The sequence below is a fragment of the Pseudomonas sp. N2-3-1-14 genome (assembly GCF_041228395.1).
Lineage (GTDB): Bacteria > Pseudomonadota > Gammaproteobacteria > Pseudomonadales > Pseudomonadaceae > Aquipseudomonas.
On sequence record NZ_CP166199.1, the window covers coordinates 3,071,160 to 3,087,636 of the forward strand.

Here is a 16,477-nt window from a genome sequence, read left to right on the forward strand (position 1 = left end):
ATGAGGCTTCTCAAAATTTTACCCGCACTGGCCTTCGCCACCTTCGTCGGCCAAAGCTCGGCCTTTTCTTTCGGCGCCGCCGATGACGCGGTGATGATCGCGCCGCCCACGCTCGACCTGCCGGCCGAGTCCGGCAACCTGCAAACCGCCGTGTTCGCCGGTGGCTGCTTCTGGGGCGAGCAAGGCGTGTTCCAGCATGTACAAGGCGTGAAAAATGCCGTGTCCGGCTATGACGGCGGCGCCGCCAACACCGCTCAGTACGAGTCGGTCAGCGAGGGCGACACCGGCCACGCCGAGTCGGTGTCGGTGACCTACGATCCGAGCAAGGTCAGCTACGGCAAGCTGCTGCAGATCTACTTCTCGGTGGCCCACAACCCCACCGAACTCAACCGCCAGGGCCCGGACAGTGGCACCCAGTACCGCTCGGAGATTTTCGCGCAGAATGCCGAGCAGCAAAAAGTCGCCCAGGCCTACATCGCACAGCTCGACGCCGCCAAGGCCTTCGACAAGCCGATCGTGACCAAAGTGGAGATGGGCAAGGCGTTTTACCCGGCCGAGTCCTATCACCAGGACTTCCTCACCGAGAACCCGTCGTACCCCTACATCGTGATCAACGACCTGCCGAAAGTGGCGCAGCTGAAAAAGCTGTTCCCGGACCAATACCGCGCAGAACCCGTACTGGTAAAAAACCAATAACCAACACAAAACCCATGTGGGAGCGGGCTTGCCCGCGATGGCGTCCGCTCAGTCACCACCCATGCAACTGAACCACCGCTATCGCGGGCAGGCCCGCTCCCACAGTTTTAACCCTTGGCGTTTGCCAGATAAGGCGCCAACCGCCGCCCCATCTCCTCACCCAACGCCTGCAACCCGCTCAGCGGCCGCACCATCACTTCAAACTCAACGATTTGCCCCAACTCATTAAAACGAATCAGGTCAATTCCCTTGAGTTGCTTGTCGCCCACCCGCGCGCTGAACTCCAGCACCACACTGAGCCCGTCGGCCGTGGCCAGTTCACGGTGGTATTTAAAGTCTTCAAACACCGTGATCACGGTGTTCAGAATCATCGACACCACGGGCGCGCCAGGGTAGGGCGTGTGGGCCATCGGGGAGCGGAAGACGGCATCAGGCGCCAGCAGCTCGGGCAGCGATTGCAGATCGCGCCCGGCCAGCATCGCGTGCCAGCGTTGCAACGTCGCCGCGGCGGCGGGGGTCAGTGTCAGTTCGGACATGCGCGGTACCTGTTCTTGGGAGGGGAAGGCCTTTCACCTGCCCAACATAAGAGCGGCACCTGAGCAGGGTCAATCACCCGAACTGACAGTTAAGTGACTGCAACTCACACCACTTCCAGGTACGAGCTATGAATCGCCCGTGCCAACTCGCGCACCGTGTCGATAAAGTCTGTCAGGCGGCTGTGTAAGCCGTCCTCCAGAATCTCGTCGATCCCGGTATAGCGCAGGCGCGCCTCGAACTCGGCCGCCAGGCGCTGCGCGGTGCGCCCATAACTGCCGGGCAAGTCCGCGAGGATATGGCTCAACTCCTCGATACACGCGTGCAGCGAACGCGGCACATCACTGCGCAGCAGCAGCAACTCCGACACCGAGCGCGCATTCAACGCATTCGGGTACAGCTCGGTGTAGGCCTCAAACGACGACAACGCCCGCAGCAGGGCGCTCCACTGGTAGTAGCCGCGCGCCGACAAGTCGCTGACTTCTTCCGACTCCTCGCCAAACATTTCATAGCGCGCGTCCAGCAAGCGCAAGGTGTTGTCCGCGCGCTCGACGAAGGTGCCCAGGCGAATAAATCGGTACGCGTCATTGCGCATGATGGTGCCGGACGTCGCGCCGCGGAACAGGTGCGAACGCTGCTTGACCCAGTCACAGAAGTGGCTGATGCCGTGCCGCGCCAGGCCACCGGCGGCGATGCTGCGCATTTCCAGCCAGGTGGCGTTGAGGTTTTCCCACATGTCGGCGGTAATGCGCCCGCGTACCGCGTGGGCGTTGCCCCGGGCGGCACGCAGGCAGTTGTAGATGCTCGCGGGGTTTTCTTCGTCGAGGGCGAAGAAGTGCAGCATGAGCGTCGCGTCCAGTTGTGTGTGACGCTCCAGGTAACTTTCCAGGGTGCCGCTGCTGAGCAACGCCATCGCCAGTTCGTCCAGCCCATCGCTGCGCCCGGCCTGGGGCATCAGCGACAGCGAGTAACTGACTTCGAGCATGCGCGCCAGGTTCTCGGCACGCTCCAGGTAACGCGACATCCAGTACAGATCTGCGGCGGTTCTACTCAACATACTCAGCCCTCCACCACCCAGGTGTCCTTGGTTCCGCCGCCTTGCGACGAGTTGACGATCAACGAGCCTTCCTTCAATGCCACGCGGGTCAGGCCGCCGGGCACCAGGCGGGTTTCCTTGCCCGAGAGCACGAACGGGCGCAGGTCGATATGCCGCGGCGCAATGCCGTTTTCGACGAAGGTGGGGCAGGTGGACAGGCTCAGGGTCGGTTGGGCGATGTAGGCGTGGGGACGTGCCTTGATGCGTTGGCGGAAATCCTCGATTTCGGCGGCGGTGGAGGCCGGGCCGACCAGCATGCCGTAGCCGCCCGAGCCCTGGGTTTCCTTGACCACCAGTTCCGGCAAGTGGGCGAGCACGTGGGACAGCTCATCCGGCTTGCGGCACTGGAAGGTTGGCACGTTTTGCAGGATCGGCTCTTCATCCAGATAAAAGCGGATCATCTCCGGCACGTACGGGTAAACAGACTTGTCATCGGCCACGCCGGTGCCAATCGCATTGGCCAGCACCACATTGCCGGCGCAATAGGCGGCGACCAGCCCCGGCACGCCGAGCATCGAATCGGGGTTGAAGGCCTTGGGGTCGAGGAAGGCGTCGTCGATACGCCGGTAAATCACATCCACCGGCTTGGGCCCGTCGGTGGTGCGCATGAACACCTTGAGGTCGTGCACGAACAGGTCGGCGCCTTCGACCAGTTCCACGCCCATTTCTCGGGCGAGGAAGGCGTGTTCGAAAAAGGCGCTGTTGAAGCGGCCCGGGGTCAGCACCACCACATTGGGGTTGTCGAGGCGGCTGGAGCTTTTCAGGGTCTTGAGCAGCAGGTTGGGGTAGTGGTCCACCGGCGCGATGCGCTGCTTGGCGAACACTTCCGGGAACAGGCGCATCATCATCTTGCGGTCTTCGAGCATGTAGCTCACGCCGCTGGGGGTGCGCAGGTTGTCTTCGAGCACGTAATAGGTGCCGTCGCCGTCGCGCACCAGGTCAACCCCGGAAATATGCGAATAGATGTCGCGGTGCAGGTCCAGCCCGACCATCGCCTTCTGATAACCCTCGTTGCCCAGCACCTGCTCGGCGGGAATGATCCCGGCTTTGATGATGCGTTGGTCGTGATAGATGTCGGCCAGGAACATGTTCAGCGCATTGACCCGCTGGATACAGCCGCGTTCGATCACGCTCCATTCAGTGGCGGGGATGCTGCGCGGAATGATGTCGAAGGGGATCAGGCGCTCGGTGTCCTGCTCGTCGCCGTAGAGGGTGAAGGTGATGCCGGCGCGGTGGAACAGCAAATCGGCTTCGCGGCGCCTTTGCGCCAGCAGTTCCGGCGGCGTGTTGGCCAGCCAGCGGGAGAAATCCTGATAATGCGCACGGCACACGCCCTGTGCGTCATTCATTTCATCAAAGAAAGATCGAGCCATTCCAGTACCTTGTCAGTGCCCAGGGATGCTTGGGTGGCACTGCCGCTTTAAAAAACGCATTTTTTTATGAGCCCGTGGCTGATCGTGCCAACAGGCCTGGTCCTTACTTTCTTATGGGGTCGGCTCTGGGTCGGGGGGTAACGAATGCTCCTGAATCCGGGCAGATGAATGGATAAAGCAATGCGTGTGCCGGAACTGGGCCTTGTGTCGATTTAATCCTGCGACGAGCCGGCTGATGGTGTTAGCGGGGCATGTTGTGGCGAGCGGGCTTGCCCCGCGTCGGGCTGCGCAGCGGCCCCAGAAAAACGCAGCAACGCCGCGCACTCCAACCCGGGGCAATTCCGCTCACTACAAGGGTGCAGGGCGTGTTCCACAATGGTGCATGAACAAACTTGAACTTCACTGCTCCCCGATTCTTCTAACGAGACTCGCAACCTTGTGGAGCACCGTCGTGCCCAGAATCATCTCCCCGAACACTCCCGAAGCAGCGCTGGACGATCACAGTGAACATAACGCCAAGATTTTTGGTTCGCCCAAGGACCGCCTTGACTTCTATCGCCGCGAAATCCAGTACGAAACCTCCATCCTGGCCAACCGCACCGACGCCTACCTGACGGCGCAATCGTTCCTGGTCATCGCCTTTGTCTCTGGCATGGGCAACCTGAACCCCGAATGGGGCAAGTTTTTCACCTTGATCGTGCCGGTGTTCCTGGCCTCACTGGGGGTGCTCAGTTCCCTGAATGCCTGGCCGGGGATCCGCGCCGCGTACGAAATCATCGACCACTGGCACTACAAACAAAGTGAATTGCTGCGCAGCGAGCCGGTAATGGGCTTGGCTTATGACGATTCGCCGCTGTTTTGCGAAACCGAGTCGTCGCACAAGGGCTATCGCAAGTCGCTGCTGTTCTCCATGCGCGCGCCGTGGCTGTTCATGGTGTTCTGGCTATTGCTGGGCGTCTACGCGTTCTACATCCAGATCGACAACCCTGTGTCTTGAGCACGCTGCTTAAATCGTCGGAACTTCATCGTCCTGCGCGGGACCTTACCTTTACGCAGGATGTGTTTTCCGAAACTGCGAAGAGGTGACCCCATGAACACAAGCAATGATCCGCAAGTCAGCAACCGCAACGACCCAGCCATCGATGGTGGAGAGCCGGCCCCCGGCACTGCCGCCGACGCGCCGAAAGACCCAAAACCTGCCAGCGACCCAAAAGCCAAGGAAAACGACTACAGCCCCGACTTCAAGCCTGAGCCCGAAGCCAAGCCTGAGACGGATGCCGATATCGATACCCAAGGCGGTTAGAGGAGACGGTCATGTCAGATCCAGACGACGAAGAACTCAATGACCCGGGCAACGAAGACCCGGGTTCATTGATGGATGATGCAGAAGTGCCGCTGAACGATCTGGATGACGCGGCAGATGTCGGTCATACCGAAAATCAGGACTGAGCTGCAATTTTTTGAGCTTTCACCTTGGCACGTCGTTCATACCAGACCAGCATCGGCTGGGTACTCAGGCCATGAACGACGATGCTCAAGGCGATCACCGACACCGTAAGGTTCACCGCCACCGCACTGCTGGTGCCGATCAAGCCGTGGTTGAGCGCATAAAACAGGTAGTAGATGCTGCCGATCCCGCGGATGCCGAACCAGCCCATCAAACCGCGCTGCCGATAGTCGATCAGGCTGCCCCAGGGCACCGCCAGCACACTCGCCGGCCGGATCACGCAAAACAACAGCGCCGCCACCGGCAGCGCGCGCCAGTCCCAATGGCTGACCAGAATGATCCCCAGCAACGTCACCAGGAAAACCTCCATCGAGCGCTCCACCAGGCTGCCGAATGACAACATGTCGCCCATCATCACACCGGCGGCGATCTGCGTGTCTTGCAGTTCACTGACATCACCTTGGAGCGCGCGCGCAGGTTCGACCTCCAGATGGCCCACCACCGGTAATGCCAAGTGCTCGGAGGGCGTCTGCGAATTGCCGGTGGACCTGAACTCTGCCTGGCGCAAGCCGAGCCCGGCGGCGAACACCGACAAAAAGCCGTAGCCGCCCACGGCCTCGGCTGCCACGTAGGCCAGGGCAATCAACGCCAGCGTCAGGTAATCGTTGGGTGACAAGGTGCTGTCTTCGTTGGTGATGCGCATCCACAAGGTCACGCGGCCAATGCCCCGGCCCATCCAGTAGCCGATCAGCAACCCGGCCGGTACGGCCCACAGCAGGTTTTTCAGCGCCCAACCGCCCAGCCAGTCACCGTCAAAGCCGCCGTGCTGCATGAATAACAGCGCAAAGATCACAAACGGAAACGCCGTGCCATCGTTCAGGCCGGCCTCGCCCGACAGGCCAAAACGCAGCGCGTCATAGTCCTGCGCATTGTTGACCTGAACCAGACCGGCCAGTACCGGGTCGGTCGGCGCGAGAATGGCACCGACCAACAGCGAAACGCCCCAGGAAAGGTCGAACAGGTAATGCAGCGCGAGGCCGCTGCCCAGGATAGTCAGCAACATCACCGGGCCAGCCATGCCAAACGCAATGCGCCAGGTGCGATGCCGCAAGGGCAGGCGCAGCTTCAGGCCGCTGACGAACAGCGAAAACAGCACCGCCACTTCGGTTAAGTGCTCCATCCAGCGTGCGGAGGCCTTGATGTCCATCTGCAGCAGGTCCATGCCCAGCGGGCCGATGGCGATGCCCAGCAACAGGCAGACTGCCGAGGTTGTCACCGGCATCCAGCGCAGGTAGGAGGAGGTGAGGGCGAGGGTCAGCAATACCGCGCCGAGTACGGCCAACCAAAGAATAAAAGTCATCGAACGTGCACCGTGGCCGTGGTTTGTAGCCGTTGGAGGACCACGACCCGGTACTGGTTCAAAGTTGTTGGGTCAGGTGTTGATCCACGAGTGATCGGCGCCGATGCTGATGTGGAACCGGTAGCGCAGCGGGTAGTGGTGGTGTTTGATTTTTTGTATCTGCTCACGCAGGTGATCCGGTGGCGCAAGCCCTTTGCTGGCGTAGACGCCAAGCACGTCGTTTTCAATGTCGACGATAGGCCCGGACGAGACGAGGCTGCCGTCGACCAGCTTGGACTCTTTGGCTAATCCATCCAAACCCAGGTCGTACAGGTCGGGCCGGTTCGACTTGAGGATGTCATTGAATAGATTCGGGCCAGCGGTCTCGAATATCTTGCGTTCATACGCGGTGAATTCGGGCGTGTAGTGCACCCGGCCATCGGCGGTTTTCGTGGCAGTAGGGCGGTTGGCCGCGAAGTACGCCTTGTTGGCCTTAAAGCGTTGGTTCATCTGCGTGATCATCGCTTCGATGACCGGGTTGCCAGGGCGTGTCGCGAAGTTACTGGTGTTATAGAACGGCGTGTAGTCGGTCAGGCTATGCACGACCGGCGCGCCGAGCAGAACATCGTCAGGGCCGGCGAGCAATGCGTCGGTGCCGATGTTTTTTTGAATGACGTCATCGGTGTCCAGATACACGCCGCCGTGCTTGTTCATGATGGGATAACGCGCAACGTCCGAGGCGGCCGCCAGGTTTTTGCCTTGTCCCTGCCGAAAGTAGTCGTACATTTCGCCGCGCCTGAGCTGCTTGAAGACTTCGTCCTCATGCAGGTTCACCACCTTCACGCCGGGAGCCTTGCTCTGCAGCGTGGTTTTTATGCGTTGAAACACCGCCGGGCTGTCGGCATCGACGTGAAGGATGGAGGTGTAGCCGGGCGCTTGAGTGGCGTTCCTGGCAACGTTGTCGGCCAGGTGCGACGGTATTTCCTGGCCGGCCCAAAAATAGTGCAGCGCCTTGGGCAGCGGTTTCACCTCGTTTGGTACCTTCAGCACCGACGGCGGGGAGACATCAATAAAGGTGTACTGATGCGCGTCGGCTTTTTTAGCTTTGCTGAACTCCTCAAGCGTTCCCCGTTGCCACTTGCCCTTGGCACTTCGCCAGAAATACCTCGCGGGCGTGTCATCGATACCGGTGGCGAGCGTGGTCTCTTTCCACGCGCCGGCCGAGCTGTCGAAGATGACGCTGTGTTCGGCGCCTTTGTGATTGAGCCTGAACGGCGTGGCTGCATGTTCGACGACTTGGATGTCATCCATCGGGACCACGTAAGTGCTGTCGCCAAACTTCCAGGGCGTGGGTGTGTCATGGGTGCCACCCAGCAGCCGGACGGACCTGGAGGTGGGTTCCCAGCCGGACGCGCCGAGGTCCCTGATAGCGATCTCTGGCCGCGTGCCATTGGGGTGCCGGATGACTCGCTGGCCCGCCTTCAACCGTGACTCATAGAGTGTGCCGTCGACCCTTACATATTCTTTTTTACTGCGGCCTACGTACACGTTGCCCTGCAAGCCCTTGGTCGAAAGCGCGTCGGGGGCTATGTGTCTGGCTTCATAACCGCGCAGGTTGGCATCCAGTGTGCGGGTCTCGCCACTGGCCGCCAGGCGCTTGGGCGTGAAGTCTTTGAGCGGGGGGCCAAAGGGGTATTTTTTCACCGCGTCGTATTGATGCCAGTGACCTTGGAACAGCACGGCATGACCTTCGACGGTCTGTTGCCCGACCTTGAACGTGCCGTTTGCCGCCAGGCCCTGTTGCCGTTCGGCGATTTTCACCAGGTCATCGCCGCCGAGGGCGTGCAGGCTGCTGGCGTCGTTTGAGTTGGAGCTGTCGACGACAAAGTTGTCCAGCGCTTTGCCGTACGCCTGTTTCGTGCGCGGATCAAAGGCGTACCAGTTTTGGGTTGCCTCATCGAATGTCGCCAGCGCTGGGGTGCTCTGCGCACGGTGAGAGGCCCTGAAGGTGCCTTGCGCGATATCGGGCTTTTTCGCCAACTCGAGCAGGTTGACACTGCGGTAAGACCCGCGCAGGTGCTTGAGGCCTTTATAGGCGGTGCCGGTCCAGCTGCGTACGCCATTGGCGACGCCGCGAGCCAGGTCATCCACTCCGCTCAGGGGGTTGAGCGAGCCGACCGCCGCACGCCCGATGATCTTGAACGTCTGGCCGAGTTTGGAAATGGCCGAAGCGCCGGCCAGTGCGCCTTTCGCGCCCTTGGCCGCAGCCCCCAGGCCCACCGCGAAACCAAAGATATCGAAGGCCAGATCGACGATACCTTCCTTCACGTTGCCGTCGATGAAATGCTTGATGGCTGACCTGAACGGGATCAGATTCAGCGCTACTTCCTCAACCACCTTATAGGTCGGCACTTCAGTGTCGAAGGTCGTCACGCCTCTGGCGCTGCGGTGCACCGCAGGCAGGTTGATGTCTTCGATCAGCGCATCGGCGATGTACCGGGTTCGGTCACTGGCGAAGCTATCAGGCACGGTGTGCGCACCTTGGCGCTCATCCAGCAGCGCCGATGAGTATTCACCCGCAGGCTTTACGGCATCGTAGCGTTTGCCGGGTGACGGATACCAACCGCCGGCCGGTGGGTACTCTTTGTAGGTCTGGCCCGGCCGCCGGGTCACCGTGCCCTTGAGGCGGTCGACTGCATAGGTCATGGTCTTGCCCTTGCGCTGGGTCTCGACCAGCAGCACTCCTTCTGCAACGCGGCGATCGTCTCGGCTGTATTCAATTTCCTTGCGCACGCTTATTTTGCCGAATTCCAGGTTTTGCCGGTCTTGCAGCGGCAGCCTGGCTATCAAGTGCTTGAGGTGCGCAGCGGTGGTCTTTTTTACGCGGTTGGCGTAGGACGCAAACGCTTGATCAAACGCATCCTGCGGACTCGGCAGGTCTTTAAGCGTTGCCAGAGCGGCGTTGATGCTGATCGCATTCGATGACGCTACCCAAGCCCCCGGCGCGCCATCGGTGGGCAAAGAGACGTTGCCCAACGTCACCGCGCTGACCACAGCGCGACCGGCCCGGCCCCAATCGTCGGACGAGTCGGGAGCGACGAGCAGGGCTCTGCCGTCGATAAACAGATCCAGCAGCGAGTAAGGCCCCGGAAAGTGCCGGCTGGCGGGCTGCGAGGTGATGCATTTTTCTTCAAACAGGTTCGGGGCCATTGCCGGCAAGGCGAGTTTCAGTTGCGCCAGCGCCAGGGCTTTTGTGGTCGGCATCTCGCCGATTTGCGTTTCGGCGGCCTCTTTCAACTCACTGACCTGGGCACTGAATCGCTGACGCACTTCGGCCATGGCCGCATCGGTGGTCGGGTAGTGCAGGCCATTGCCAACGGCCCAGTCCTTGATCGCTTCATGCTGGGCGGCATATTCAATGCGGCGCTCGTCATCGGTCACAGGTGCAACGCTGGCCTCCAGCATGACGCGCGCATAGCTCATCGCCGCTGTTGCCCCTGGCGCTTTTGCCTCGATGCGCGCGACCGCCGTGGCAAAGCTGACCCAGCTGTGGGTGCCCACGGCCACCTGATCGGGGATGTCCTTGACCAAAAGCGCCGGCGCCCGGCTGGCAAGCAAAAGGTGAGTCAGCACTGAGGCGGTGGCCGGGGAGGACGCTCCGCCGGTGGTCACCAGGTGTTCTTCCAACTCCCTGATGATGGTAGACGCGGACTTGCCGGCGTTTTCGGCGCAGAACAGCGTGTAACCTTCAATGCTCAGTGGCGTGTCTGGCCGCGCAGCGCCAAACGGATCGGTCACGCTGACACGCTCCACGTTCAATGCCGCCAGCAGCCAATCGGTGGCACTGCCCTTGATCGACCGTGCCTCGAAGCCGGCCTGGATGGCCTCGCCCAGTGCCTTGCCTCTGGGCGTGTTGAGCAACTCGTCGAGTAAGCGTCGCGGCTGGCTCAGCGTTGAGGGCGTGAGGGGCCTGTTGTCGAGCAGGTACTCCAGAACATTGTTAAACGGACGCACATCAATGTCGCCCAAGCCGCCTGCGTACAGGCCGGTACTCAACAGTCGCTGGTTGCGCTGATCCAGGGGGTGCGGCCAGCTCAGCGCACCGCCAAGGTTCCCATGCTTGGGGGTATAGGGCGGTGGCGTGGTGATCGCTTGGGCAAGGTTGTCCATGTCTTCGCGGCAGGTCGGCACATCCCAGCCGTTATCTTCCAGGAACTGCTTGAGGCTGACCTCGGCCCACGCCTGTGTGTGATCGCTGCGGTAAGTGCTGTCGGTGCCCAGTTGAAGGGTGTTTGCCTGTAACTCATCGGCGATGTCGGCATTTGATCGCGTGCCGTCTTTCAACTGCGCTGACAAGTACCGCAACGACGCTGCGGCCTGGTGCTGCGCATGCGTATCGTCGACTACGGATTTCTGGCTTTGCAGGGCACTTTCGCTGCGCGATTCGATCAAGCCGGGAAAGGCCACAGGGTCGAGCCCGGCGAAGCGGCGCTCGCGGCTGAGTGCGTCGGCACGCTGCTTTAGGGCCGTGCCCGAAAGGTGGGGCGGTTCTTGATAAAAATTGCCCACCAGTGCCAAGGGCGCGATGTGCTCGTTTGTAACGCCCGGCAGGGTGAAGGTCGCATCCGCCTGGCCGGCTGCAATGATACGTGCCGCCTGCAGAACCGGGCCGCTGATGGCGCCCCAGTGTCTGTCGTCGAGCCCCAGCGTGTGCAGCGTCTGCGCGGGATCCAGGTGGCGCTTGAGCGTGAAGCAAATCTGCCCGGACGTCGGGTTCAGGCTGATCGAGTGGCTGTCTATGCCCTGGTCATGGACCCACTGGGCCACATCCGGTGATCGCAAGGCGTTGGCCAGCTGCGCCCACCACTGGCCGAAGGTCGAATGCGGGGGAATGGGCCAGATTTTCTGGTCAGCATCGCGGGCGGCTACGCCGGTTATGCCGCGCAGTGCGGCGCCGTACTGAGCCGCCAGCTCGCGATCACCGTGGGCCCGGGTGCCTTCAATGGCTGGCTGAATGGGCGCGCCGGGCTCAGCGGTGAGCCTGGGCGGTGCAACGTTGCTGTCAGGAACCTGCGTTGGCTGCACGTGCGCAGCGTGGGGGGTGGAAATACGCGTCATAAAGTCTGTCACCTGGGCAGGGGAATACGCCACGGCACAGTGGCGTGGCATCCCCTTGTGGCAGTATTGCGTGCAGCGATTCCGGCGCCTGACGGCGATAATCTTTACCCCTCATTTCAACCTTCGTGCTGAGTTGTCAGGGGTGTCCGTTCGGCTACATCAACGGCTGACACCCCTTACAGGCTCAAGGGCGGCTGCGCGGCACCGTTACTGTTGTGCCCCAGGCGAATCCGTTCGGCATCGGCCAATTTCGTCAGGGCCGACTGCTGGGGCGCTTTCACGACGCCACCGGGCAGAACTTCAACCGCGCTTTCGACCACTCACTGGCCATGGAGCGCCCGGCGAGCAACCTGGCGCAGTGGCAAAAGAGCCTGGTGCAGTTCGCCGCCGACGCCGACCTGGTGCCGGACTCCTGAAATGCTGCCCGTACACGCCCCTCCATGTGGGAGCGGGCTTGCCCGCGAAGAGGGCGTATCAGCCGACCTCTTCAGTGAATGACACTGCGAATTCGCGGGCAAGCCCGCTCCCACAGTTGTATCGCAGCGCGTCAGGTGATTTCGATAGGCCTCACCAACCCACGGACTTGAACAGCTCAGGCACGCGGTCCAGGTGCGGGCTGGCGCAGATATGCGTGTGTTCGTGATGATCGTAGGCGCTGAGCAAGGTATCCCGGTCGACCTGATGATCACCTTTTTCGTCGAGGATTTTATCGATCGCGGCGCGCAGGCCTTCATCCCACTGGATCAGCGTGCCGTAGCAGTCAAAGGTCAACCAGAGTGGGCGAGGGGTGTTCTCAAGGGGCATGCGGCACCTGTACGGAAAGTGAGTGACCCTCGCAGCTTAGGAAACGTGGCCGTCAGTTGGAAATTAAATCAGCCTCTGCCACACGGTTGAATAGTCGATATGAAGGTCGCCGCCATATTTGATCTCGAACTCGCTGGTCAGTGGCGCGGGGCGATTGAGTTCGACACACCGCGGGCTGATCGAGTGTTTGCGCGACGAGATTTCAGATCCGCAGCATTCGCTCCAGTAGCAGGCGTTCCAGCGTGGCTGCGGGCAATGGCCGGCTGAACAAGTACCCTTGAATCTGATCACAGCCGGCGGCCTTCAGAAACGCCAGCTGATCCTGGGTTTCGACACCTTCGGCAACCACTTGCAGGCTCAGGCTATGGGCCAGTTCAATGATCGTGCGGGTAATGGCCGCGTCTTGCGGGTTGGTGGTGACCTCGCGAATAAACGCGATGTCGATCTTCAACGTGTCGATGGGAAACCGGCGCAGATACGCCAGGCTTGAATAACCGGTGCCGAAGTCATCGATGGAGATTTTCACGCCCATCGTGCGCAGCCGTTGCAGGCTGGCAATGGTGTGCTGGGTGTTTTCCATCAATGAGCCTTCGGTCAGTTCGACCTCCAGCCAGTGCGGCGCCACCCCGGTTTGCCTCAAGGTGCGTTCGATATCGGCAATCAGGTCGCCCTCGATCAATTGATGACCGGAAACGTTGACTGAAACCTCTACGGCGCCAATCAGACCGCGTTGCCACACGGCGATTTGCTGGCAAACCGTATCAATCACCCAGCGCCCGACCGGCACGATCAGGCCCAGGCTCTCGAGTATCGGCACAAATACCGCCGGTGAAACCGCGCCGTAGCCTGGCCGCTCCCAGCGCAGCAGCGCTTCGAGTGCGCATATCTGGCCACCGGCCAGCTCGACCTTGGGTTGGTAATGCACGCTGAATGCATTGGTTTCGACCGCCAGGCGCAGGGCGTTTTCCAGATCCTGGCGCGCCAGGTCGTGCACGCTCATGCCCGCCGGCTCTCCCGTTCGCTGCTGCAGTTGCTGCTCGAGCATCAGGTTGTGGACTTTCAAATGATCGCCGCGCGCCTTGAGCCGCAGCAGGTTGCGCACCCGCAGCCACAACTCGACACGCTCCACCGGTTTGCTGATGAACTCCTCGGCGCCGGTTTCCAGCCCGGTGACGCGCGCGCTGGGCTCACTGAGGGCCGACAACATGATGATCGGAATACTCGCCGTGGCTTCGTCGCCCTTCAAGTGGCTGGCCACCTCGTAGCCGTCCATGCCCGGCATCATGATGTCCAGCAGGATCAGGTCGGGCGGTTGCTGCGCCACCAACTGCAAGGCTTCTTCACCGCTGCTGGCACTCAGGGTCTGGTAGCCCTCGTGCTGCAGCAGGGTTTCCAGCAGCTTGCGAACCTGGGGTTCATCATCAACGATCAATAGCGTTGCGGGTTGGCTGGCCATGGAGAGGACTCATAGGAGTGGGCTGATATGTTGTTGCAGCAAGGTGTCGATGGTCTGGTAAAGCTCTTTGTAGCGCAGCGGCTTGATGATGTAGGCGTCGCAGCCGGCCAGTCGGGTCTTTTCGCGGTCTTCCTTCATGGCCATGGCGGTCAGGGCGATCACCGGAATGTGCGCGGTGCCGGGGTCTTGCTTGAGCAGTCGGGTGGCGGCAAGGCCGTCCATGCCCGGCAACTGGATATCCATCAGGATCAGCGCCGGCTGTTTTTCACGCGCCAGCGTCAGCCCGGTTTCTGCATCCGCCGCCCACAGCACGCTGTGGCCGGCATTGACCAGCAACAGCCGAGCCAGGCGCATGTTCGCCTCGTTGTCTTCGACGATCAGGATTTCGGCCATGCGGCCTCCGAGGCACGGTGCAGTGGCAGCCACACCACAAAGCGGGTGCCCAGGCCCACGCGGCTGGCGACGGCGACGCTGCCGCCATGCAGGTCGGTCAATTGCTTGACCATCGCCAGCCCCAAACCCGTGCCTTCAAATTTACGCGCCAGGCTGCTGTCGATCTGGCTGAACGCCTTGAAGAGCTTGCTCATGTCGTCCTCGGCAATGCCGATGCCGGTGTCGCTGACGCTCAGTTCGAGGAACTGCGCGTGGGGGCTGGGCTGCAGGGCGAAGCCATGGGTCGGCCAGTCGCCAGGGATCTGCCCGACCTGGGCGCGACTGACCTCGCGCACCGCCAGGGTCACGGAGGCGCCGTGTTCGCTGAACTTCACCGCATTGGCCAGCAGGTTGTAGATGATCTGCTTGGTTTTGCGCAGGTCCAGTTCCAGGGTGCCGAAATCGCCGTCGCTTTCCAGTTTCAACTGGATGCGTTGCAGGGCGGCTTTTTCGCGCACGATCAACAGGCTGTTGGCCAGCAAGCCGGCGAGCTCCACGGCCTCAAGCTCCAGGTCCATCATCCCGGCCTCGACCTTGGACAGGTCGAGAATGTCGTTGATCAGTGACAGCAGGTGCTGGCCGCTGGTGAAAATATCGCCGATGTATTCACGCTGCACCTCACTCATGTCGCCGACCAGGCCATCCTTGAGCGCCTCGGAAAAGCCGATCACCGCGTTCAACGGCGTGCGCAACTCGTGGGACATGGTGGCGAGGAACTCGGACTTCATGTGGTTGGCGTGTTCCAGTTCCAGGTTCTTTTCTTCCAAGGCGCGTTCGAAGCCTTTGCGCTCGGCTTCTTCCTGCTTGCGCGCGGTGTTGTCGGTACCGATCAGCAAGTAGCCGATGATGGTGTCGTGGCGGTTGCGCAGGGCCGTCACCGAGACCATGGCCGACAGGCGACTGCCGTCCTTGCGGATGTAGGTCAGCTCGTAAATGTCTTCGATGCCGCGCGAGGCTTTGAACACCAGGGCTTCGAAGCCTGGCGTGATCGGTGTGTCGAGCTCCAGGCTGAGGGCGGCGGCGCGGGTGATGAGTTCGGCGGGGTCGGAAATGTCGGCGGGGGTAATGCGGTTCAGCACGTCGTCGGCGGCGTAGCCGAGCATGCGTTCGGCGCCGACGTTGAAGATCTGGATCACGCCTTTTTCGTCGGTGGCGATACTTGAAAAATACGCGCTGTTGAAGATCGCGTCTTGCAGGGCGCCGGTCTTGAGTAGGGTTTTCTGGCGTTTGAATTCGACGATTTTTTCGGCCCGCGATTGCGGTTCGAGGGGTCGTTCGGTCGGGTTTTTATCCATCGCGGTGGCGTTCCATGAACTTCAGGCCCGCCATCATTGACAGCGCGATGGCGCAGAGCATGCTCACTAAGATCGCACGAGGGCGACGAGGAGGAGATGAGGTCTTTGGACGATAGCAGAGATTAAGGCGTTTTGATGCTTGGCAGCTTTGACTTGGCGGGTTTTGGAGGGATTGTTGGGCGGGGGCATATCCGTTGCTGCGCTCAGGGCGGCTGGCGGTTGCGCTCTTACAGCGGGTCACTTTTGGCAAATTCCCGAAATGCCGGAGCACAGCAACACACGTCTATCTGATGCACAAAGCTCCAAATGTGGGAGCGGGCTTGCCCGCGAAGGCGGTGGGTCAGCCAGCTCATGTGACACTGGCACACCGCATTCGCGAGCAAGCCCGCTCCCACAAGTTGACCGAGTGCAGCCAGCCAGTACCGCAGTGCTTTGCCTTTCTGTGGGAGCTGGCTTGCCCGCGAATGCGGTGGGTCAGCCAGCTCATGTGTCACTGGCACACCGCCTTCGCGGGCGAGCCCGCTCCCACAAGTTGACCGAGTGCAGCCCGCCAGTACCGCAGTGCTTTGCTTTTCTGTGGGAGCTGGCTTGCCTGCGAATGCGGTGGGTCAGCCAGCTCATGTGTCACTGGCACACCGCCTTCGCGGGCAAGCCCGCTCCCACAAGTTGACCGCGTTCAGCCGCCATTGGGAATACCAGATGTAAACGACAACGCCTGCGTTGGAGGTCATGACGCATCCTGATTTCTTCCAATGACTGCTGGCAGAACGCACGGGCGCAGGGTTTTATTCCGCTGGCGTATAAATTTCATTTCATGCACCTGCCGATGTGCGGGTTTCGCGCTTGTGTGCTTGGTGAAACGTTTAATCAATCGATAAACGGCGCGC

General features: G+C 61.1%; 12 protein-coding genes and 2 pseudogenes. 5 read left to right on the top strand and 9 right to left on the bottom strand.

Translation table 11 applies throughout. The features are described from left to right. Positions 1-696, top strand: coding sequence for a peptide-methionine (S)-S-oxide reductase MsrA (msrA, locus tag AB5I78_RS14090; RefSeq protein WP_369302208.1), 696 nt, complete (start codon positions 1-3; stop codon positions 694-696). A gap of 107 nt (positions 697-803) precedes the next feature. Here msrA and AB5I78_RS14095 read toward each other — a convergent pair whose 3' ends face one another. The 3 genes from AB5I78_RS14095 to AB5I78_RS14105 all read right to left on the bottom strand — a co-directional run bounded on the left by AB5I78_RS14095 (position 804) and on the right by AB5I78_RS14105 (position 3,699). Next, positions 804-1,232 carry a nuclear transport factor 2 family protein gene (locus tag AB5I78_RS14095; RefSeq protein WP_369302207.1) on the bottom strand — a complete coding sequence of 143 codons (429 nt, stop codon included), beginning with the start codon at positions 1,230-1,232 and terminating at the stop codon, positions 804-806. Positions 1,233-1,336: 104 nt separating this feature from the next. Further along, positions 1,337-2,287, bottom strand: a complete 951-nt coding sequence (locus AB5I78_RS14100; protein WP_242196846.1) for an alpha-E domain-containing protein — start codon at positions 2,285-2,287, stop codon at positions 1,337-1,339. A gap of 2 nt (positions 2,288-2,289) precedes the next feature. Then, complete coding sequence (locus AB5I78_RS14105; protein WP_242196845.1) at positions 2,290-3,699, bottom strand: circularly permuted type 2 ATP-grasp protein; 1,410 nt, start codon at positions 3,697-3,699, stop codon at positions 2,290-2,292. Positions 3,700-4,150: 451 nt separating this feature from the next. Between AB5I78_RS14105 and AB5I78_RS14110 the strand changes: the two genes are divergently transcribed. From AB5I78_RS14110 to AB5I78_RS14120, 3 genes are all read left to right on the top strand, one after another. Beyond that, positions 4,151-4,696: a hypothetical protein gene (locus AB5I78_RS14110; RefSeq protein WP_145160597.1), complete on the top strand. Its 546-nt coding sequence runs from the start codon at positions 4,151-4,153 to the stop codon at positions 4,694-4,696. Positions 4,697-4,789: 93 nt separating this feature from the next. Beyond that, entirely contained in the window at positions 4,790-5,002 is a 213-nt protein-coding gene (locus tag AB5I78_RS14115; RefSeq protein WP_145160599.1) for a hypothetical protein, read from the top strand. Positions 5,003-5,013: 11 nt separating this feature from the next. Continuing rightward, on the top strand, positions 5,014-5,148 hold the full coding sequence (locus AB5I78_RS14120) for a hypothetical protein (RefSeq protein ID WP_256676416.1): 135 nt from the start codon (positions 5,014-5,016) through the stop codon (positions 5,146-5,148). Here the strand turns inward: AB5I78_RS14120 and AB5I78_RS14125 are convergent. Both AB5I78_RS14125 and AB5I78_RS14130 read right to left on the bottom strand, forming a co-directional pair. After that, a complete protein-coding gene (locus tag AB5I78_RS14125) occupies positions 5,139-6,506 on the bottom strand; it encodes a sodium:proton antiporter (protein ID WP_145160601.1) in 1,368 nt (455 codons plus the stop codon). The genes AB5I78_RS14120 and AB5I78_RS14125 overlap by 10 nt on opposite strands. Positions 6,507-6,578: 72 nt before the next feature. Continuing rightward, positions 6,579-11,603 carry a glycosyltransferase gene (locus AB5I78_RS14130; protein ID WP_369302206.1) on the bottom strand — a complete coding sequence of 1,675 codons (5,025 nt, stop codon included), beginning with the start codon at positions 11,601-11,603 and terminating at the stop codon, positions 6,579-6,581. A gap of 179 nt (positions 11,604-11,782) precedes the next feature. Between AB5I78_RS14130 and AB5I78_RS14135 the strand changes: the two are divergent. Next, positions 11,783-12,013: pseudogene (locus AB5I78_RS14135) on the top strand (succinylglutamate desuccinylase); the annotation flags it as partial. A 199-nt stretch (positions 12,014-12,212) separates the two neighbouring features. Here AB5I78_RS14135 and AB5I78_RS14140 read toward each other — a convergent pair. The 4 genes and pseudogenes from AB5I78_RS14140 to AB5I78_RS14155 all read right to left on the bottom strand — a co-directional run. Further along, positions 12,213-12,407 (bottom strand): annotated as a pseudogene (locus AB5I78_RS14140) (haloacid dehalogenase type II); the annotation flags it as partial. A 202-nt stretch (positions 12,408-12,609) separates the two neighbouring features. Continuing rightward, the gene (locus AB5I78_RS14145; RefSeq protein ID WP_369302205.1) at positions 12,610-13,863 is read right to left on the bottom strand and encodes an EAL domain-containing protein; all 1,254 of its coding nucleotides are present in this window, start codon (positions 13,861-13,863) and stop codon (positions 12,610-12,612) included. A gap of 9 nt (positions 13,864-13,872) precedes the next feature. Continuing rightward, entirely contained in the window at positions 13,873-14,256 is a 384-nt protein-coding gene (locus AB5I78_RS14150; RefSeq protein ID WP_145160607.1) for a response regulator, read from the bottom strand. After that, positions 14,241-15,590, bottom strand: coding sequence for a sensor histidine kinase (locus AB5I78_RS14155; protein ID WP_369302204.1), 1,350 nt, complete (start codon positions 15,588-15,590; stop codon positions 14,241-14,243). Before AB5I78_RS14155 ends, AB5I78_RS14150 begins: the two co-directional genes overlap by 16 nt. Positions 15,591-16,477 lie beyond the last annotated feature (887 nt).